This is a genomic window from Xenorhabdus sp. KJ12.1, assembly GCF_963876495.1.
GTDB lineage: Bacteria > Pseudomonadota > Gammaproteobacteria > Enterobacterales > Enterobacteriaceae > Xenorhabdus > Xenorhabdus stockiae.
On sequence record NZ_CAWNQH010000001.1, the window covers coordinates 119,153 to 138,314 of the forward strand.

General features: G+C 43.4%; 19 protein-coding genes. 5 read left to right on the forward strand and 14 right to left on the reverse strand.

Features of this window, described 5'->3' with window-relative positions:
• Positions 1 to 18 precede the first annotated feature (18 nt).
• Genes AACS92_RS00520 through AACS92_RS00535 form a run of 4 tightly spaced genes read left to right on the forward strand, consistent with a single transcriptional unit; the run spans position 19 to position 3,699 of the window.
• A complete protein-coding gene (locus AACS92_RS00520; protein WP_099108169.1) occupies positions 19 to 1,092 on the forward strand; it encodes a hemin-degrading factor in 1,074 nt (357 codons plus the stop codon).
• A complete protein-coding gene (locus tag AACS92_RS00525) occupies positions 1,089 to 1,907 on the forward strand; it encodes a heme/hemin ABC transporter substrate-binding protein (RefSeq protein WP_099108170.1) in 819 nt (272 codons plus the stop codon). The genes AACS92_RS00520 and AACS92_RS00525 overlap by 4 nt, the downstream gene beginning before the upstream one ends.
• Positions 1,904 to 2,905: a FecCD family ABC transporter permease gene (locus AACS92_RS00530; RefSeq protein WP_099108171.1), complete on the forward strand. Its 1,002-nt coding sequence runs from the start codon at positions 1,904 to 1,906 to the stop codon at positions 2,903 to 2,905. Before AACS92_RS00525 ends, AACS92_RS00530 begins: the two co-directional genes overlap by 4 nt.
• Positions 2,906 to 2,913: 8 nt before the next feature.
• Positions 2,914 to 3,699, forward strand: a complete 786-nt coding sequence (locus tag AACS92_RS00535; protein ID WP_369800366.1) for a heme ABC transporter ATP-binding protein — start codon at positions 2,914 to 2,916, stop codon at positions 3,697 to 3,699.
• An 86-nt stretch (positions 3,700 to 3,785) separates the two neighbouring features.
• Here AACS92_RS00535 and AACS92_RS00540 read toward each other — a convergent pair whose 3' ends face one another.
• Positions 3,786 to 4,403: a hypothetical protein gene (locus tag AACS92_RS00540; RefSeq protein ID WP_099108173.1), complete on the reverse strand. Its 618-nt coding sequence runs from the start codon at positions 4,401 to 4,403 to the stop codon at positions 3,786 to 3,788.
• 561 nt (positions 4,404 to 4,964) lie between these two features.
• Here AACS92_RS00540 and AACS92_RS00545 point away from each other — a divergent pair.
• Positions 4,965 to 5,330, forward strand: coding sequence for a helix-turn-helix domain-containing protein (locus tag AACS92_RS00545; protein ID WP_099108175.1), 366 nt, complete (start codon positions 4,965 to 4,967; stop codon positions 5,328 to 5,330).
• Between the two features lie 79 nt (positions 5,331 to 5,409).
• Here AACS92_RS00545 and AACS92_RS00550 read toward each other — a convergent pair whose 3' ends face one another.
• From AACS92_RS00550 to pheT, 13 genes are all read right to left on the reverse strand, one after another.
• Positions 5,410 to 6,426 (reverse strand): lipoate--protein ligase A, encoded by a 1,017-nt coding sequence (locus AACS92_RS00550; RefSeq protein WP_099108176.1) that lies wholly within the window; start codon positions 6,424 to 6,426, stop codon positions 5,410 to 5,412.
• Between the two features lie 77 nt (positions 6,427 to 6,503).
• Positions 6,504 to 6,989: a C40 family peptidase gene (locus tag AACS92_RS00555; protein ID WP_099108177.1), complete on the reverse strand. Its 486-nt coding sequence runs from the start codon at positions 6,987 to 6,989 to the stop codon at positions 6,504 to 6,506.
• Positions 6,989 to 7,384 (reverse strand): 4-amino-4-deoxy-L-arabinose-phosphoundecaprenol flippase subunit ArnF, encoded by a 396-nt coding sequence (gene arnF / locus AACS92_RS00560; RefSeq protein ID WP_099108178.1) that lies wholly within the window; start codon positions 7,382 to 7,384, stop codon positions 6,989 to 6,991. Before arnF ends, AACS92_RS00555 begins: the two co-directional genes overlap by 1 nt.
• Complete coding sequence (gene arnE / locus AACS92_RS00565; RefSeq protein ID WP_099108307.1) at positions 7,381 to 7,728, reverse strand: 4-amino-4-deoxy-L-arabinose-phosphoundecaprenol flippase subunit ArnE; 348 nt, start codon at positions 7,726 to 7,728, stop codon at positions 7,381 to 7,383. Before arnE ends, arnF begins: the two co-directional genes overlap by 4 nt.
• A complete protein-coding gene (gene arnT, locus AACS92_RS00570) occupies positions 7,728 to 9,389 on the reverse strand; it encodes a lipid IV(A) 4-amino-4-deoxy-L-arabinosyltransferase (RefSeq protein WP_099108179.1) in 1,662 nt (553 codons plus the stop codon). The genes arnE and arnT overlap by 1 nt, the downstream gene beginning before the upstream one ends.
• Before the next feature lie 6 nt (positions 9,390 to 9,395).
• A complete protein-coding gene (arnD, locus tag AACS92_RS00575; protein WP_099108308.1) occupies positions 9,396 to 10,289 on the reverse strand; it encodes a 4-deoxy-4-formamido-L-arabinose-phosphoundecaprenol deformylase in 894 nt (297 codons plus the stop codon).
• Between the two features lie 5 nt (positions 10,290 to 10,294).
• Complete coding sequence (gene arnA, locus AACS92_RS00580; protein ID WP_099108180.1) at positions 10,295 to 12,292, reverse strand: bifunctional UDP-4-amino-4-deoxy-L-arabinose formyltransferase/UDP-glucuronic acid oxidase ArnA; 1,998 nt, start codon at positions 12,290 to 12,292, stop codon at positions 10,295 to 10,297.
• Positions 12,289 to 13,269: an undecaprenyl-phosphate 4-deoxy-4-formamido-L-arabinose transferase gene (arnC, locus tag AACS92_RS00585; RefSeq protein ID WP_099108181.1), complete on the reverse strand. Its 981-nt coding sequence runs from the start codon at positions 13,267 to 13,269 to the stop codon at positions 12,289 to 12,291. The genes arnA and arnC overlap by 4 nt, the downstream gene beginning before the upstream one ends.
• 5 nt (positions 13,270 to 13,274) lie before the next feature.
• Positions 13,275 to 14,414, reverse strand: coding sequence for a UDP-4-amino-4-deoxy-L-arabinose aminotransferase (gene arnB / locus AACS92_RS00590; RefSeq protein WP_099108182.1), 1,140 nt, complete (start codon positions 14,412 to 14,414; stop codon positions 13,275 to 13,277).
• Between the two features lie 152 nt (positions 14,415 to 14,566).
• Complete coding sequence (gene btuD, locus AACS92_RS00595) at positions 14,567 to 15,334, reverse strand: vitamin B12 ABC transporter ATP-binding protein BtuD (protein ID WP_099108183.1); 768 nt, start codon at positions 15,332 to 15,334, stop codon at positions 14,567 to 14,569.
• 54 nt (positions 15,335 to 15,388) lie between these two features.
• Complete coding sequence (gene btuC / locus AACS92_RS00600) at positions 15,389 to 16,408, reverse strand: vitamin B12 ABC transporter permease BtuC (protein ID WP_099108184.1); 1,020 nt, start codon at positions 16,406 to 16,408, stop codon at positions 15,389 to 15,391.
• Between the two features lie 65 nt (positions 16,409 to 16,473).
• The gene (ihfA, locus tag AACS92_RS00605) at positions 16,474 to 16,770 is read right to left on the reverse strand and encodes an integration host factor subunit alpha (protein ID WP_086953402.1); all 297 of its coding nucleotides are present in this window, start codon (positions 16,768 to 16,770) and stop codon (positions 16,474 to 16,476) included.
• A 4-nt stretch (positions 16,771 to 16,774) separates the two neighbouring features.
• A complete protein-coding gene (gene pheT, locus AACS92_RS00610) occupies positions 16,775 to 19,162 on the reverse strand; it encodes a phenylalanine--tRNA ligase subunit beta (protein ID WP_099108185.1) in 2,388 nt (795 codons plus the stop codon).

Below are 19,162 nucleotides of genomic sequence, written 5' to 3' on the forward strand. Positions count from 1 at the left end.
TTTAAGGAGCTAGCAACTGTGAATCAGTCACTTTATGAACGTTACCAACAGGCAAAAGCAGATAATAAAGCCAAATATGCACGCGATCTGGCGGCTTATCTTAATGTCAGTGAAGGAGAATTACTGCACAGTCGTGTCGGTATCGACGCGAAACGTCTGAACGTTGATGCTCCTACTCTGCTGCAAGAACTGGCAACTGTTGGTGAAACCAAAGCCATTACCCGTAATGACTTCGCAGTTCATGAGCAGGTTGGTCGTTACGAAAATACCAAGTTCAGCGAACATGTTGGCTTGATCCTCAATCCACGTGAACTTGATTTGCGTGTATTTTTCGATCACTGGAGCAGTGTTTTCTATCTGGTAGAACCAGCAAAGAACGGTCTGCGTCACAGCGTTCAGTTCTTTGATCGTCAGGGTGATGCGTTGCACAAAGTGTACACCACCTCTAATACAGATATGGCTGCATGGGAAGCACTGATTGAAAAATACCAGACAGAAGAAAACCCTGCTCTGGAAGTTCAACCGGCAAAAGCCCCTGAATATGCAGAAATGACTGAACAGCTGAAAGTGCAGTTGGATGAAGAATGGCGTGCAATGACTGACGTTCACCAGTTCTTCATTATGATGAGCCGTCATAATCTGAACCGTCAGCAAATCTTCAATGCTGTCAAAGATGATCTGGCTTATCGTGTAGATAACTCCGCTCTGACTCAGATCCTTGAAGTTGCACACAAAGATCAAAATGAAATTATGATCTTCGTCGGCAACCGCGGTTGTATCCAGATTTTTACTGGTAAACTGGAGCGCTTGATGCCTTATCAGGAAGAAAACTCTTCCCAGAAGTGGGCTAACATTTTTAATCGCAATTTCACATTGCATCTGATTGAAAGTGCTATCGCTGAAAGCTGGATCACACGTAAACCAACAACAGATGGTTTCGTCACCAGCCTTGAGTTGTTTGATGCTGAAGGTAACCAAATTGCCCAATTGTATGGTCAGCGTACTGAAGGTACTCCTGAGCAGGCACAATGGCGTGATCAGGTTGCCGCTCTGCCTAAACTGCAACCAGAAAAGGAAAATTGTGTAGCATGAAAAAGTGGCTTCTAACATTTATGCTTACCATCTCTGCCAGTGCGTTCTCTGCTGAACGTATTGTCACAATCGGTGGTGATGTGTCTGAAATTGTTTTTGCACTGGGTGAAGGGCAGCATGTTGTTGCCAGAGACAGTACCAGCAAAAATCCTCAGGAAATACTTTCAATTCCTGATGTGGGATATATGCGCATGCTGAGCTCAGAAGGCGTTCTGTCTATGCGTCCATCACTGGTGCTCGCAAGCGAACTGGCTCAACCTTCTCTGGCACTCAAGCAAATCGAAGATTCCGGTGTAAAAGTCATTAAAGTGACAAGCAAAGCCTCGTTAGAAGCCGTTCCTGAAAAAATTAAGACCGTCGCTAAGGCGGTCAAACAGGAAAAACGTGGTGAAGAGCTGATCACTCAATATCAGCAACAGCTGGCTACAATCACCACGTCAGAGATCCCAACAAAAGTCATGTTTGTCATGAGTCACGGCGGGATCATGCCAATGGCTGCCGGTCAGAAAACGGCAGCAGATCAGATTATTCACGCCATTGGTGCTCAAAATGCCATGCAGGGATTCAATGGATACCGTCCTCTGTCTCAGGAAGGTGTTATCGCCAGCCAACCTGACTTGCTGCTTATCAGTACCGATGGGCTAAAAACTTTGGGTGGAATGGATAAACTGTGGCAACTTCCGGGAATAAGTTTCACGCCCGCTGGCAAGAAAAAACAGGTCGTCGTTGTGGATGAAATGGGCCTGCTCGGATTCGGTATCGAGACACCCGCTGTCATGAAAAAAGTCCGTGAGGCTGCGGAGAAAGTGCAATGAGTCGTTCTCAATCCCCCAGCCTTGGCTTGATGTTACTGACTGTATTGCTGTTTATTCTGGCAATCAGCTCAGCCAACATGGGGGCATTGCCTCTTTCTTTTAAAACGCTGTGGGAGTCCTCTTTGGAGGACCCACACTGGCAGATTTGGTTAAATATTCGCCTCCCGCGCATTTTGCTGGCTATTCTGGTTGGAAGTGCACTGGCTATGTCTGGAGCTGTCATGCAAGGGCTATTCCGCAACCCGCTTGCAGATTCCGGGCTATTAGGGATAAGCAGTGGGGCGGCACTGACGGTGGCATTGACTATTGTTGTGCCTCTTTCCTTACCTGCGGGTATTGCATTATACGCCCATATCATTGCTGCTTTTATCGGCAGTTTACTGGTTTCATTCCTGATATTTTCACTCAATAAATACAACCACGGCAATATGTCAAAATTGCTGCTTGCCGGTATTGCCATCAATACCCTGTGCGCATCGTTTATCGGTGTATTGAGCTATATCAGTGATGATCAGCAATTACGGCAATTCACCATTTGGATGATGGGCTCATTAAACCAGATTGAATGGCCAACACTGATTATTGCCGCTTCTATTATTATTCCTGTTTGCCTGCTGACACTCAGCCAGTCACGAAAACTGAATCTCCTCCAGTTAGGAGACGAAGAAGCACACTATTTAGGCATTAATGTTCAACGGACTAAGTTTCAGTTACTACTACTGAGTGCCCTACTGATTGGCTGCGCTGTGGCATTGAGCGGTGTTATCGGTTTTATCGGCCTTGTCATTCCTCATCTTGTCAGGTTGCGCTTTGGTGGAGATCACTCTTGGTTACTGCCAATATCCGCATTGGGTGGAGCATGCCTGTTATTAACTGCGGATACATTAGCCAGAACGCTAGTGGCTCCCGCTGAAATGCCGGTCGGTCTTATCACTGGTTTAATCGGTGCGCCTTACTTTTTATGGTTGATTCTTAAACCATCAGGAGGCCGCTTGTAATGGAGCCAATAATGCAAAAAAGTTTGCTCGAAGCTAAAAACCTGAACTATTTCATCGGGCAACGCCAAATTATCAAGGATGTGTCCCTTTCTCTTAATCAGGGGGAAGTTGTTGCAATTATTGGGCCTAACGGCGCAGGTAAATCCACTCTGTTACGGCTGTTAACAGGTTATGTTTCGCCAGCCAGTGGTGAGTGCCTGTTACAGGGCACTTCCCTTGCTGACTGGGAACCGCAAAAACTCGCTCGTATTCGCGCAGTAATGCGGCAATATAGCTCGCTTTCCTTTCCTTTTAGTGTTGAAGAAATCATTGCGATGGGGCGTGTTCCTCATGAAAGCACCCATAAGAAAACGGCTATCAATGAAGCGATTGCATTGACCGAATGTGAAGAGCTGAAACATCGTAATTACCAACAGCTATCCGGAGGAGAACAGCAACGGGTTCAATTGGCCAGAACATTGGCTCAGCTCTGGCACCCAGAGCCTACTGGGTCTTGCTTGTTTTTGGATGAGCCAACATCAGCACTGGATCTTTACCACCAGCAGCACACATTACGGCTTGTTCATAACCTTACCCGGCAGCACCCTCTGGCTGTCTGTTGTGTATTGCATGATCTGAATCTGGCTGCACTCTACGCAGACAAAATTCTTCTGTTACATAAAGGAGAATTAGTCGCCTCAGGTACACCGCAAGATGTTCTGCGTGATGATATTCTTAAACAATGGTATCGGGCTGATTTAGGCGTTATGCAACATCCTGAAACTCATCAGCCACAGATTTATCTCCGTCAATAGTCTATTCCCTTTTTAGAGGCAACTTTTGCAAATTTCAGCAAAACTTGCCTCAATAATCGCATCGGATATGCAATATCAGAGAAGAATTACTTCATATCCATCAGCCGTTTCTTACGGGCCGATGGTAGATACCACAATATCGCTATCAGGCATAAAGCATAACCCAACATTTCACAGCCTTCTTCCACCATATTTTTGACTGCTCGATTAAAATGCTCATCCATCAACTCCTGCCAGAGTGCCCCCATACCAAACAAGCGGGAAAATACTAATACACATAAAAGCCCGCAGATTATCATTGAATAACTTTGATGACGGGTGAAATGCACAAGCCCAGTAAGAGTTTTAGAACCCTGCATGACCGCGTAACTGATACAGACCAGAGCCAAAGGAATAGCAAACCACGCCCATGCTCCGTGGAAAATAACATCAAAATATACATCCAGTTCTCTGATTAATAGGCAACTAAAAAAGCCAGCCATCAAAATAAGCGATGCCCGTAATTTCGAATTTCTCTTTGCTTCATAAAATAGCAAAATCGCAATTATAATTAGAGAAAGCTCCTGAAAAATTTCTGTAAGTGACTCTTCCTGTACATTGTTATGTAAATAATTAACATCTAAAAATAACAAACCCGTTGTTCCCGCTATCACCAGTGCATATAAAATAAAAAACATCAATTTTTTGGCTAAAAAGATAAACATGCTAAATACCCACCAAGAAAAACAACAAATTCAAAACCACACAAAAATCACATACCCTTATATACACAATGGATTTCAAGATGCATCGTGACGGCAAAGGAGAGGCAGGGATCAACCTCTCAGTAACCCCCAAAAGCATAGATAACCTATGCCTATAAAAACGGTGGCTGGGGTGAACGAGCACAGCCAACAAAGAGACAACTTGAAAGACGGAGTATATATAACCAAAAAGCACCCAGTAATGAGTGCAGAAGCTGATTTTATCTGGTTCGGAAATATATTTTATACTTTCCATGCCCTTAAATTCCTTTCAGACAGTATCAGATAAAGTATTCGCCTCTATTTTGTCCAATATGAAAAATAGTGCTATATGAAAACGGAAGAAAAAATATCCAGAGATATAATCAGGGATTAAATATAATTAATCCTTATTAATTTAAGATCGCACATTTTGCGTATACGCTATAAAATATATTATTAAAATGAGCCATTCCAATAATATTAATTATCATTTGTATATCACTCTTTTTTAGCACAAGCCCACATTAGTGGGAGGTATATATGTTAGAAAGTGTTATCAACGATATTGTTAAATGGTTAGAAAATCAGCTTCAACTGACTGAAGGTATTAAAATAGATGCCATTGCCCATAAAAGTGGTTATTCAAAATGGCATTTACAACGCATTTTTAAAGAATTGAAAGGCTGTACATTGGGTCAGTATGTACGTCGGCGCCGCCTTCATGAAGCCGCCAAGTCGTTACACGAGGATGACTTGCCGATTCTGGATATTGCCCTGCAATATGGTTTCAGTTCTCAGGCTACATTTACACGGATCTTTAAAAAGCACTTTAATACCACACCCGCTAAATTTCGAGAAAATGGCAAATTACCTGAGTTAAAGACATTCTTATTTTGCGAAGAATAACTCACAGTCATTATCATTCTTTATGGTCAACATCCCTGTTGTTGACCTTCTTTTAGGTCTAACCTCTGCCAATTATTTCCTATCTCAGTTCATTCACCAACCAATATGAAAATTGCTGCAACTCCGCATCCAGTAAGGGGTATTGTTCTCTGATAGCTTGAATTATCTGCTCAACAGCTTCTGACTGATATAGCACACCTGTCAGTTTTTCTGCCAGTACTTCAAGTGGTGCGGGTTCGAGACTGTCAGTGAAAATTTGGCAACGACTGATAACTCCATGCTCAATATCAACATGTAACTCAACACCTCCCCAAGAAAACCGGGTATCCAGTGTATGGCTGAATGCGGGGGCCTGCCCGAAGTTCCATTCCCAGCTACTTTGCTTCTTAAAAACATCAACAAAACTGGGTAAATTTGGTAACTCTTGCGGTGAAATAATTTCCGGCTCTACCACTTCACCAAAATACTCAAAAAACGCATCGGTGATCCCCGCACATATTTTTTCATGTGTGATGTCTGGCAACAAATCTGACAGGTTTGCCACTCTGGAACGAACAGAAGTAATGCCTTTAGCCTGTAATTTTTTAGGATCAGGGTTGAGATAATCAGCAAGGCGGTTCAAATCTGCATTAATCAGCAACGTCCCATGATGAAATCCGCGATCTTTAGTTTCCCGATATGCAGAGCCTGAAATTTTACGCTCTCCTTCCGGAGATGATAAAACCAGATCATTACGACCAGAAACCATCGCATGAATACCTGATTTTTTTAGTCCGTCCAGAATAATCTGAGTAGAAATCTCTTTGTTATAGGCTGGCTTACCAGCCATAAAGGTAAAACAGGTATTCCCCAAATCATGAAAAACGGCACCACCGCCACTACTGCGCCGGGCTAGCTTTACACCATCCTGCTCCATGCGCCGCGTATTACATTCCTTCCACGGATTTTGCGCACGCCCTATGACAACTGTATTGGCATTGCGCCATAGGAACAAAACACTCTGCTCTGGTGACATTTGCCGAAAAATACATTCTTCAACAGCGAGATTAAACCAGGGATCATAAGAATCAGACAGCAGCAATCGTAATCTAGACATTATTTGTCTCCAGACAAAGAAAAACAATGCTTTAGGATATCATAACGCTCAGATTAAATTGGTGATTCAGGTCGTGGTCATATTCTGCGGGCTTGCCAAAATACACGCTGCCAATAAACATTATCAAGAGAGGAACGCATAACACCATTGCTGGTAGAGGCATGAATAAATTCATTATTGATATCATAAATCCCAACATGTAATCCGTTAGCGCCACTACCGGTTTTGAAAAATACCAGATCACCCGGCATCAAATCCTTTTTGCTGATCCGGGTTCCCAGTTGAGTTTGCTGATTTGTTGTCCGTGGAAGGAGGATATTAAAGCGATCATGAAAAGTACGATAAACAAAACCTGAGCAATCCACCCCTCGCCGATCCATACCTCCATAGCGGTAAGGTGTCCCCTGCCATTGTTCAAGCTGCTCTTTTAATTTTGCGATAACCATAATTGGATCAGACAAAGCTGCTCGCAATGGGGGTAGATTCGATTGCGAAACAGGGTTAGAACAACCAATAAGTAACAGACTCAGTAGCAGACATAAATGCCTGATTTTTAGTGACATCAATCAGCCCTCCTGCTTTCTGGCCTGCTAATAAACCAAACACCGAATAGAATGAGCAAGATGCCTATCGTTTTTAATGGTGAGGTATTTTCATTAAACCAAGGTAATAATACCGCCATTAAATAAACAAAAATGTAACTCAGGCTTAACAGTGGATACGCTTTATTCAATGGCAGATATTTCAAAGTAAAAAACCAGCAGAACATAGATAATGCGTAACTGGCAAGCCCTGCCATCACTACCAGCAAAGGATTAAGATTCAGCCACAACCAGTCTATATTGAACCAATGTAGCAATAAGGATAGTTCAGGTAACCGAGCCATTCCCCACTTCAAAAATAGCTGCGCGCCCGTAACTAGTAAAACATTTGCTACTCCCCAAAAATACCCCTTCATTGATTCAGACTCATTAACAAGATCCCCGACATAATGGCTAAAACACCGATCCAGTGTTTTAACCCTACTTTCTCCTTATACAAAAATTGCCCGATCGATGTTATTACCACAAAATTAATGCTCAGCATCGGATAGGCGATGCTGAGCGGTAAAAATTGTAGTAATCGCAGCCAGAATACCATTCCGGCTCCCAAAAGAAGCATAGCAGCCACTAGCCATACCGCCACGAGTGATGTTTTATAGGGAGTCTTTTTTCCCCAGCAGATAACCGCTTGTTTCTGACAAATTTGTCCTGCACAGGTTAATAAACTAACGAGTATCAATAATCCTGCACTACTGTTCATCATGGTTGCTTCTTATAAATAACAAGAACAAAACGGGATTTTCGCTGTACAAGATCCGGTTTGGGTAACTCAGGCAGTTTCCCTTTTGACGATAATAAAAAAACAACGGCAACCTGACCATCTTTCCGTGCGCTGGCCAGCCAAACGGGGAATTGCTCTAGTGTTATATATCGGTTTTGGCTATCTGGATAATCCAATCCATACGCCAGTTCACCCTTGTTTTGGAATAAATAGATATCATTGCGTTTTAATTCCCACGCCAGTGCCGCCCCTACCCCAACGGATGCCGATAAAATATATTTACTTTCTGCTAATTCTTTTTCGTATTGTTGGATGAAATCCTGTGGAAGTTTGGAATTAATCGTTTTATCAGGCAGTGCGCTACCTATTGATAAGCTAAGCATAATTGAACATGCTGCGGCCCATTGCCAGTGCTTACCGTTATGTCTGAAACAGAAATATCCGACGATACCCCAGACAGCAAATGTCAAAATTCCTAATACCCATTTATGTAATTCATTAGACTGATAAAGAGGATTTTTGGGAAATATCTCCAAAAATACCAGTGCCAGTATTGCAATCAGTCCAATGAAAACATTGACTAACCCATTAAACTTCAATGCCTTTATTTTGCCATTCCTCATACTATCAACGGCGTATTTTGCCATCATCAATGCTAAAGGCCCCATACATGGCAAGATATAGGTCAGTAATTTCCCTCTCGATATACTGAAAAATATCAAAGGAATACAGAACCAGCATAAAAGAAAAAACATTTCAGGATGATTTTTCTTCGCTTTCCAGCCGGTAAATAATGCACCGGGTAATAATCCTAACCACGGGATGACACCCAAAATCACTATCGGCAGATAAAACCAGAATGGTGATGCATGTTGTGCATTCTCGGAAGCAAAACGCTGTATATGTTCTATCCAGAAAAAATAATGCCAATAATCAGGCTCCCGAACAGCAACCGCAATCACCCATGGCAGACTAATTAAAACAGCGCCGATAACGGCAATCGGACCAAAACGGAGCATCTCCAGAAAACGTTTTTGGTATATCGTGACTGGTATCATCGAGATCACCGGCAGAACCAATGCCAGAAAGCCTTTTGTCATAAAAGCCATACCACAGGTTATACCCAGCACAAACCAGGCAAAAAACCGCTCTCGGCTACTGCTGGCTTTCAGTGCCCAATAGCAGCTGACAATTCCTGCCGTGACCCACAATGAAAACATAGGATCGAGAACACTATAAGTCCCTATAGAAAACACAATGAACATGGAGATATAAATCAGACAGGAGATAAAGGCTGTCTGACGGCACTGCCACATCATCATGGCTAATCGATAAAGAAAAAATGCGCTGAGCATAATGCTGAATACTGAGCCAAAACGCACTGCGAAATTGCTATCGCCAAAAATCCACTGGCTAATGTTATTTATCCAATATCCTGCTACTGGTTTTTCAAAATAACGGATACCCAGAAAATGAGGCACGATCCAATCACCACGCTGTAACATATCCCGGCTGATTTCAGCATATCGAGTTTCATCTGGTTGCCATAAAAGACGTCCATTCAAAGGGAGCAAGTAAGTAAAGATAAAAAAAAGAGCCATTAAAACGGCCCCGGCTCTACTCATTCGAACATTCGACATATTTCTTTATACCTCTTGTTGGCAACCTAACCAGCCTTCACGGCCAGGAAAATCGGAACGAACAATTCTCCCAACTGGCAATGTTTCCGGGTTTTCAGGTAGTAAATGACCTAATTTACAAAACTGAATATCTTGCTGATGCAGCATATCCAATAGTGCCTCAAATTGTGATGATTTAGACATTCCTTCAACTTCTGCGTGAATGGTATAAACAGGAACACCGCGGGCATTTTGAATGGAATCCAGAATAAAATGGTTAAAATTGATATCACTGACCTGTGTGCCGATAACTTCATCATAAGTTGGCAATGTCACCGGGATTTGAACGGTTCCTAAACTTCCATCAGGCAAAAGTGGCCTGAATGGATGTGTTCCACGGCAATCACTGTTGTAATCAAAACCAAATTGCTGTTTAGCCACCAGCACCCGCTCATCTGCGCGCCAGCCAGCAACAGCCGAACATGTTACAGCCTGCCCTGTCTCCTTTTCTAAGGCATCAACACCAAGCTGTATCTGTTCTGCTAATTCTGATCCTGACCAACGACCTACTTTCGCCTGCCAGCTTTGATGATCCCAGGCATGCAGACCCACCTCATGACCTTCCTCTATCGTCTGTTTCATCAAATGACCCAAATCTTTTGCAATTTTCTTTCCCGGCCAAGCGGTACCCGCTAATAGAATATCCGGGCCATACAGAGAAACAGCGTTTGATCTCAACATCTTCCACAAAAATTTAGGTTTCAGCAGCCGCCACAAATGACGCCCCATATTATCCGGGCCAACACTGAAAAAAAAACTGGCCTGAATATAATGACGCTGTAAAATTTTAAGTAAACGCGGTACACCTTCCTTGGTGCCCTGATAAGTGTCTACGTCAATTCTTAAGCCCACTTTTTGCATCATATTTATCCTGTATGTTGCTTTTTCCTTTTCAGTTCCTGCACAGCATCACGCAAGAAGAAATCCAGTGTCTCATCGATCGTCTGTTCCATACCGATAGTGGGCTTCCACCCCAGCAGGCGTTCCGCATTTTTAATACTGGGCTTACGATGCTCAACATCCTGATAGCCTTGGCCGTAATAACTGCTGCTTTCGATTTTTTTAAATCCGGCAAAAGGAGGAAAATTCCCGCGTAATTCGTGTTTTTCAAAACTATTCAGCAATATTTCAGCTAATTGACGAATACTGGCTTCATTCGTCGGATTACCGATATTAATAATCCGCCCATCACATAAGCCATTTTTGTTTTCAATAATTCTGAACAGCGCTTCAATCCCATCATGAATATCAGTAAAACAGCGTTTTTGCTCTCCGCCATCAACTAATTTTATCGGGGAGCCTTCAACCAGATTTAAAATTAACTGAGTAATTGCTCTGGAGCTGCCAATACGTGCTGAGTTTAAATTATCCAACCGAGGTCCCATCCAGTTAAATGGGCGGAACAGGGTAAATTTCAAACCTTCTTTTTCGCCGTATGCCCAGATAACACGATCAAGTAATTGTTTGGATACGGAATAGATCCAGCGTTGTTTATTAATTGGTCCCACGATAAGGCGTGACGTGTCCTCATCGAATTCCTTATCATCACACATGCCATAAACTTCGGAAGTAGACGGGAAAATAATCCGCTTGTTATATTTCACACAATAACGAACAATTTTCAGGTTTTCTTCAAAATCCAACTCAAATACACGCAGTGGATTACGGGTATATTCGATAGGCGTAGCGATGGCGACTAACGGCAGAATAACATCACATTTTTTGATGTGATATTCAATCCACTCAGTGTGAATACTGACATCACCTTCAATAAAATGAAAATGAGGGCTACCAATAAAGCGCTCTATCGCAGAAGAGCCAATATCCATGCCGTAAATATCATAATTACCATCATTCAGCAGACGTTCTGTCAAATGATTACCGATAAAGCCATTTACTCCCAGAATCAAAACTCGCTTACGGCGGGGGGTCTGTGCGGTGGCTTTCTGCCCAACCTGAACACCGGTAACTATACCCATCTCCTGAGCAAGTCGGCTACCCTGGACGTAGATGCCTGATTCGCTCTGCCCACTAACAATTTCCAGAGCGCCTGTTCCACACGCAATAACCAGCGGGTCGGTGGAGAGCACTGTTCCGGCCTGTTTATCGTGTGTTGTATTCAGTGGAGCTGAGCGCCAGATCGTAATTTTTCGCTCACCGAGAAAAGTAAATGCACCGGGATAAGGTTCTGTCACTGCCCGGACAAGGTTATTGATCTCTTCAGCCGATTTATGCCAGAAAATTTCACCATCTTCAGCGGTTCTGCGACCAAAATAAGTAGCCTGACTTTCATCCTGTGGGATTGAAAGGTAATTATCTGCTTTAAAGCGAGGCAGAATATCATTCAGTAATTCAGTTGCTGCTTCACGGATTTTCCCATGTACGATCAATGAAGTATCAGTTTTCTCAATCTGTACGGCCTGTTGTGCAACAACATCTCCGGCATCGGCCTTTGCAGACATTTTATGTAATGTCACACCGGTTTCTGTCTCACCATTTAAGATAGCCCAGTTAACCGGGGCACGACCACGATATTTTGGTAGCAAAGAGCCATGCAGATTAAACGCGCCTTTTTTTGCCAATGATAAAATATCCTGGCTGAGCATATCGCGATAATAAAATGAAAAGATAATATCCGGCTGCATTTCACGAATATGTTCAACCCAAAGCGGGTGATTCACATTTTCCGGCGCAAATACAGATAAACCTAGATCCGCACCTGCACGAGCTACAGAAGAGAAAAAATTATTTTCATTTGGATCATCTACATGTGTAAAGATAGCCCGAATATCGAAACCTGCTTTCACTAATGCATTAAGTCCGGCGCAACCAATATCATGGTAGGCAAAAATCACTGCTTTCATTCTTTTTCTTCCTGATTATCGTTGGTCTTTTTATCTCCGACCACTTTTTGAATAAAGTAACGTGGGCGGGCACGAACATCGTTATATATGCGACCGATATATTCTCCGAGTAACCCCATTGCGACGAATTGAGCGCCAATAAACATAAAAAGAATAGCAAATAGGGTAAAGACGCCTTCAGCAGCCCATATAGCACCAAAAATCAGGCGCAAAGCGATCAGTAATACAGCCAACAGAAAACCCGTTACGGCAATAATACTTCCCACTACACTCAATAACCGTAACGGTGCTGTCGTCAGGCAGGTCAGCAGGTCATACATCAGATTTATCAACTTCATAAAACTGTATTTGGAATCACCGAATTCGCGTTCTGCATGAGTTACATCAATTTCAGTCGTTCGGCGAGCGAATGTATTGGCAAGAATAGGAATAAATGTACTGCGCTCATGGCATTGCAACATCGCTCGCACAATATGGCGGCGATATGCACGCAACATACAGCCGTAGTCGCCCATAGAGCGCCCCGTCACTTTCGTTATCATTGCGTTGATCATTTTAGAGGCCGTTTTACGGAACCATGAATCCTGTCGGTTGGCACGGCGTGTACCGACAACATCATATCCCTCCTCAGCAACCTTCACTAAACGGGGGATCTCTTCTGGCGGGTTCTGCAAATCCGCATCAAGTGTGATAACAAGATCACCGCTTGCCTGATGGAACCCCGCCATAATTGCAGAATGTTGCCCATAATTACGGTTCAGCAAAATTGCAATGACATAACTTTCGGGATCTTCAGCTGCCCGGGTTAAAATCTCCACAGAGCTGTCACGGCTGCCATCATCCACCAGAATTAATTCATATTCCTGATTGAGTTGCTGGCAGGCAGAGATAGTTCTTTTTAATAATTGAGGCAGACTTTCTTCTTCGTTATAAACAGGAATAACCACCGAAACTTTTCTAATTTCTTCAAATCCCACTGTTTTTACTCCGCAATAATTTCCAATACCGCATTAACAACCCGATCCACATCGTCGTTACTCATATCTGGAAAAAGGGGTAACGAACAAAGTGTCGCTGAATTCCATTCAGATTCAGGCAGAGACAGAGTTGGATAGCGTTCCCGATAATATTTTTGTGTATGTGCCGCTCTGAAATGTAACCCTGAGCCAATATTGCGTTCTTTCAAACGAGCCATGAAAGTGTCACGGTCAATACCGCAGACTGTTTGATCAACTCGTACCATAAATAAGTGATGAGAATGCTGGTGTTCATATTCAGGAACACTCAGTATTTTTAGAGGAGAATCATGAAGAGCAGAGGTATAACGGGCCACCAGCTCCCGACGGCGGGCATTCATAGATGCCAGTTTCCCTAACTGAACAACCGCTATGGCCGCATGAATATCTGACAGGTTGTATTTGAAACCTGGTTCAATGACCTCAGCCTGTGGCTTCCGGCCCTGAATCTGCCGATCAAACGCATCAACAGCCAGACCGTGGAATTTCAGACTGCGGATTTTTTGCGCCAGCTCATCATTATCTGTAACAAACATGCCACCTTCAGCGCATGTCATGTTTTTGATAGCGTGGAAAGAGAAAATAGCGGTTCCTCGCTCACCTACCCATTCATTTTTATAGCGGGTTCCTACTGCATGAGCCGCATCTTCAATTAAGGGAATGCCCGCCTCTTCTGCAACCACACGTAAAGCATCAAGGTCACAGGGAGCACCAGCATAGTGGACTGGAATAATCGCTTTAGTTTTCGGAGTAATCGCCTGTCTAACCGTTTCCGCACTGACCATCAATGTATCACGATCAACATCGACCATGACCGGTTCAGCGCCTGACAGGCAAATCATATTAATGGTAGAAACCCAGGTTTGGGAAGGTGTGATAACTTCATCGCCGGGGCCTATTTTCAATGCCAATAATGCCAAGTGCATCCCGGCCGTAGCAGAATACAGGGCAATAGCATGCCTGCAACCAAACATTTGGGCAAAATTCTGTTCTAGTTGCTGGTTTTGTGGCCCCGTAGTAATCCAACCTGAACGTAAAACCTGTTCTACTGCCTCAATCTCTTCACGCCCAATCGATGGACGGGAGAATGGTAAAGAATTATTCATAATCGCCTTGCGTAGCCTGACTCATATTATAATTGGAAGACATTCTGACGAACACTTCATAAACAAAATATCAACAAGCAAACAAACTGAGGGCAATCAACAAAAAAAGAGTGAAAAAAACAATCATCCAAAGTGATTTCTACCTTTGAAGATTAGAGATGATCTACCCTCCATAATTTATAGCCAGTATTTTGGATATGTCTAATATTTACTTCAAAAATTTCGGATAAATTTCTTTCATTCATCACATTATGTGGTCGACCAGACATAATCAACTCACCACGAGCGAGCAACCATACATTGTCGGCCTGTTCATAAGTGTGATTAAGATCATGGCTACTCAATAAAACTGTCCCACCCAATACACAAAATTGGTTAATTAATTTATCTAAAATAGCTTGCTGTGTGATATCAAGATTATTAGTCGGCTCATCAAGCAACAGCAATTTCCCTACCGGATTAAGTTCAGGCCATACCTGCAAAAAAGCGCCCGCTAATCTCACCCGCTGCCACTCACCTCCAGATAATTGTCCAATCGTTGAAGCCAGTAACGCCGTCAGTTTCAGTTGCTGACAAATTTCATGTAATACCTTTTCACCTTCAGGCAGGGAGGCCGACTCAGGGCGATACATATCCAGATATTGAAAAACAGGCATGGCGGGAGCTGAAACCGACTGAGAGAACCACGCCCGACACTGCGCCAGTTCCCTCTGCCGATAATCACTTAATTTTTTGCCGTTAAGGTGAATCGTGCCATCATGAGGTAAAACACCGGCAATAGCCGCAAGCAAAGTACTTTTTCCTGAGCCATTCAGCCCGACCAAATGAACTTTCTCTCCAGCCTTGACGGAAGCAGACAGCGAAGTCAGTCTGTTGTTGACAGTAACATTATCCAATATTAAAAGCGGTAGCTGAATCATACTATCTTCCCTATTCTCGTTTTTTGGTACTTCCCCATCATTTTTTAAAGCTTTTTATATCCGTGGCGCTTTCAATAATAACCAGATAAAAACAGGTGCTCCCAGAGTTGCTGTAACAACCCCTATCGGTATTTCAGCATGGGATAAAGATAAACGAGAGAATAAATCTGCCAGTAATAAACAACTGCCACCGGCTAATGTGCAGGCAGGTAATAACGTTTTATGATCCGTCAAACCAATCAGCCTTAAAATATGGGGAATGACTAATCCGATAAAACTAATCGCTCCGGCAAGCGCCACACTCAAACCAACCAGTAATCCCACTGCGGATACAAATAAATTACGCCACTTATAATGCGAGATCCCTAATTGCTGTGCCTGTAATTCACCCAGAGAAAGGTAATTAAGTGTTTTTCCTGTTCTACTTAACCAAAGGATCAGCGGGCACAATGCAATCACCAGCCATATTTGGCGCCAGTCAATACCACTGAAACTACCCATCATCCAATACATCAATTGGCGTAAGTCGAGACTGGTACTGAAATAAACCATCCATGTCATTACAGCACCAAATACTACTCCGAAAGCAACCCCGATTAGTAATAAACGTGCATTGGTCATTTGGTGCTTTTTAGCAAATCCCAACAGAATTGCCGTCATAAAAAGTGCCCCTAAAACCGCACCAGCACTTAATAGCCATAATGGGGCAATACCATGAAAAATGAGGATCAAAAAAACAACCACTACCCCTGCCCCATTACTGACACCCAATAATCCGGGTTCGGCCAAAGGATTCTCAAATAACGCCTGCATAACTGCACCTGACACCGCCAGACTGGCGCCAACGACAAATACTGCCAATGCCCTGGGCAATCTCAACTGCCAAATAAACAACTGGGCGGAATCAGACAGCCATTGAGTTGGCCAAAACCATATTTCACCGGCAGACAGCGATAAAATAAATAATCCAATAGATAAAATAAGCAGGAGAGCTATTACTCGGTAGTCACGTTTTTTCTGACGAATGAGAAGTTCAGAGACAGAATAAATCGGTAAACGATGTTTTGATAACATGAGAAGTGAAAATATTCAGGATAAAGAGCAAGAAAAAGACCGCTTAATCGCGGCCTTTTCATATTTTATTCTTTTGGTAACGCTTTTTCTACCCGACTCTTCAACTTTTGCCCAGGGCGAAAGGTGACGACCCGACGAGCAGTAATAGGTATATCCTCGCCAGTTTTCGGATTACGACCTGGACGTTGATTTTTATCTCTCAAATCAAAGTTACCAAATCCAGATAACTTAACCTGCTCCCCATTCTCCAAAGAACGACGCACTTCTTCAAAGAACATTTCCACTAGATCTTTAGCGTCACGTTTGCTAATACCCAGTTTTTCAAACAGATTTTCTGACATTTCAGCTTTAGTAAGCGCCATAAGTTCAGTCCCTCAAGGATGCTTGGAATCGCTGTTCTAATGCAGCAACGCATTTGCTAACGGTCGCAGCAATCTCTTCTTCTTCCAGTGTACGCGAGGTATCCTGCAAGATTAAGCTAATAGCAAGGCTTTTATAGCCTTCCGCGACACCTTTACCACAATACACGTCAAATAAGTTTATGCCAACTATATGATTTACGCCAACTTTCTTACATTCAACCAGAATATCTTCTGCAGCTACATTTTCCGGCACAACTATCGCGATATCACGGCGATTGGATGGGAAGCGAGAAACTTCCTTCATTTCAGGAATTATGCGGTCCGCAAGTTTGTCCCACAACAATTCGAATACCACGGTGCGGCCATTCAAGTCAAGTTTACGTTCCAACTCTGGATGAACGACCCCGATGTAACCAATGTATTTATTTCCCAGATAAATCCCAGCACTTTGTCCGGGATGCAAGGCAGGATGTTCTTCTGCTTTAAAGGAAATCTCGGATAGTTTACCCGTCAATTCTAAAACGGATTCTAAATCACCTTTCAAATCGAAGAAGTCAACTGCTTGTTTTTCAATCGACCAATGCTCATCGAAACGATTTCCGGTGATTACACCACCAAGCATCAATTCCTGACGAATACCATATTCTGCGCTTTCATCAGGCACAAAACGTAGACCTGATTCAAATAATCGCACTCGGTGTTGCTGACGGTTCTGATTATAAGCAACTGTCGTCAGCAATCCGGTTAGCAAAGACAAGCGCATTGCTGACATATCAGCCGAAATTGGATTTGGCAGAATTAATGCTTCCTGTTGCGGGTGTAATTGCTGCTGGAGCTTCGGATCAACAAAGCTATAGGTGATAACTTCCTGATAACCTTTGTCCACCAACATAGTTTTGACGCGCTTAAGAGATAAATCAGCTTCACGGTGTGAAGTCATAATCAAATCAGCGCGTACAGGTACATCAGGAATATTGTTGTAGCCATAAATACGGGCAACTTCTTCAACCAGATCTTCTTCAATCTGCATGTCGAAACGCCAGCTCGGAGCTACTGCTTCCCAATTACCATTCTGAACTGTTACCTGACAGCCCAGACGGCTCAGGATGTCCATTACCTGCTCATCAGCAATATGATGACCAATCAAACGATCCAATTTATTACGAGTCAGTGTAATAGTTGCTGGCTTTGGTAAATGAGAGTCACTGGTAACATCGATAATCTCACCAGCTTCCCCACCACAGATAGCAACTAATAACTGTGTTGCGTATTCCATTGCTTTAAATTGCAACTGTGGATCAACGCCACGCTCGAAACGATGAGAGGCATCTGTATGCAAACCATAACGACGGGCACGGCCAGTAATTGCCAATGGTGCAAAGAAAGCACACTCCAGCAGAATATGCTGTGTTTTTGCACTAACACCAGAATATTCGCCGCCAAAAATCCCTGCCATTGCAAGTGGTTGCTTTTCATCAGCAATCACAAGCGTATCAGCAGAAAGTTCCACTTCATTTCCATCCAGCAGGGTTAATTTTTCACCCTGTTCTGCCAGACGAACAATAATAGAACCGTCTAAACGCTCTAAATCGAACGCGTGCAATGGCTGACCCAGCTCAAGCAACACGTAATTAGTGACATCAACAACAGGATCGATAGAACGAACACCACCACGACGCAGTTTTTCGCGCATCCACAGTGGCGTTTCTGCTTCGACATTGACGTTATTGATAACTCGCCCTAAATAACGCGGACAAGCTTCTGGTGCGTCAACACGAATAGAGAATGTCGCATCTGTAGCCGGTTTAACAGGCTCAATTTCCGGCTCATTCATGGACAATTTATTGATAACGGCAACATCGCGGGCAACGCCCTGAATGCTCAAGCAGTCTGCGCGGTTCGGCGTAATGCTGATTTCAATCGCACTATCATCCAATTTCATGTAGTCGCGCAAATCGGCACCAATTGGCGCATCAGCTGGTAATTCAATAATACCATCGTGATCATTGCTAATTCCCAGCTCAGAAAGCGAGCAAAGCATGCCTTCTGACGGCTCACCACGTAATTTGGCCGCTTTAATTTTAAAATCACCCGGCAAGACAGCACCAACGGTAGCAACTGCTACACGCAGACCCTGACGGCAATTGGGTGCACCACAGACGATATCGAGGAGGCGATCACCACCAACATTAACTTTTGTGACGCGCAATTTGTCTGCGTTCGGATGTTGAGCGCATTCAACAACTTCACCGACGAAAACACCATTAAATTGACCAGCTACTTTTTCAACGCCATCAACTTCCAAGCCCGCCATAGTGATTTGATCAGACAATTCTTCGCTACTGATGGCAGGATTCGCCCATTCGCGTAACCAGAGTTCACTGAATTTCAT

What these genes read in the sequence shown, in the direction of transcription:
- AACS92_RS00550 (WP_099108176.1), bottom strand. Translation starts at nt 6,426, where the DNA reads ATGTCTAGATTACGATTGCTGCTGTCTGATTCTTATGATCCCTGGTTT.
- btuD (WP_099108183.1), bottom strand. Translation starts at nt 15,334, where the DNA reads ATGATTCAGCTACCGCTTTTAATATTGGATAATGTTACTGTCAACAAC.
- arnA (WP_099108180.1), bottom strand. Translation starts at nt 12,292, where the DNA reads ATGAAAGCAGTGATTTTTGCCTACCATGATATTGGTTGCGCCGGACTT.
- arnE (WP_099108307.1), bottom strand. Translation starts at nt 7,728, where the DNA reads ATGAACAGTAGTGCAGGATTATTGATACTCGTTAGTTTATTAACCTGT.
- arnD (WP_099108308.1), bottom strand. Translation starts at nt 10,289, where the DNA reads ATGCAAAAAGTGGGCTTAAGAATTGACGTAGACACTTATCAGGGCACC.
- pheT (WP_099108185.1), bottom strand. Translation starts at nt 19,162, where the DNA reads ATGAAATTCAGTGAACTCTGGTTACGCGAATGGGCGAATCCTGCCATC.
- AACS92_RS00525 (WP_099108170.1), top strand. Translation starts at nt 1,089, where the DNA reads ATGAAAAAGTGGCTTCTAACATTTATGCTTACCATCTCTGCCAGTGCG.
- AACS92_RS00530 (WP_099108171.1), top strand. Translation starts at nt 1,904, where the DNA reads ATGAGTCGTTCTCAATCCCCCAGCCTTGGCTTGATGTTACTGACTGTA.
- btuC (WP_099108184.1), bottom strand. Translation starts at nt 16,408, where the DNA reads ATGTTATCAAAACATCGTTTACCGATTTATTCTGTCTCTGAACTTCTC.
- arnB (WP_099108182.1), bottom strand. Translation starts at nt 14,414, where the DNA reads ATGAATAATTCTTTACCATTCTCCCGTCCATCGATTGGGCGTGAAGAG.
- AACS92_RS00545 (WP_099108175.1), top strand. Translation starts at nt 4,965, where the DNA reads ATGTTAGAAAGTGTTATCAACGATATTGTTAAATGGTTAGAAAATCAG.
- AACS92_RS00555 (WP_099108177.1), bottom strand. Translation starts at nt 6,989, where the DNA reads ATGTCACTAAAAATCAGGCATTTATGTCTGCTACTGAGTCTGTTACTT.
- ihfA (WP_086953402.1), bottom strand. Translation starts at nt 16,770, where the DNA reads ATGGCGCTTACTAAAGCTGAAATGTCAGAAAATCTGTTTGAAAAACTG.
- arnT (WP_099108179.1), bottom strand. Translation starts at nt 9,389, where the DNA reads ATGTCGAATGTTCGAATGAGTAGAGCCGGGGCCGTTTTAATGGCTCTT.
- AACS92_RS00540 (WP_099108173.1), bottom strand. Translation starts at nt 4,403, where the DNA reads ATGTTTATCTTTTTAGCCAAAAAATTGATGTTTTTTATTTTATATGCA.
- arnF (WP_099108178.1), bottom strand. Translation starts at nt 7,384, where the DNA reads ATGAAGGGGTATTTTTGGGGAGTAGCAAATGTTTTACTAGTTACGGGC.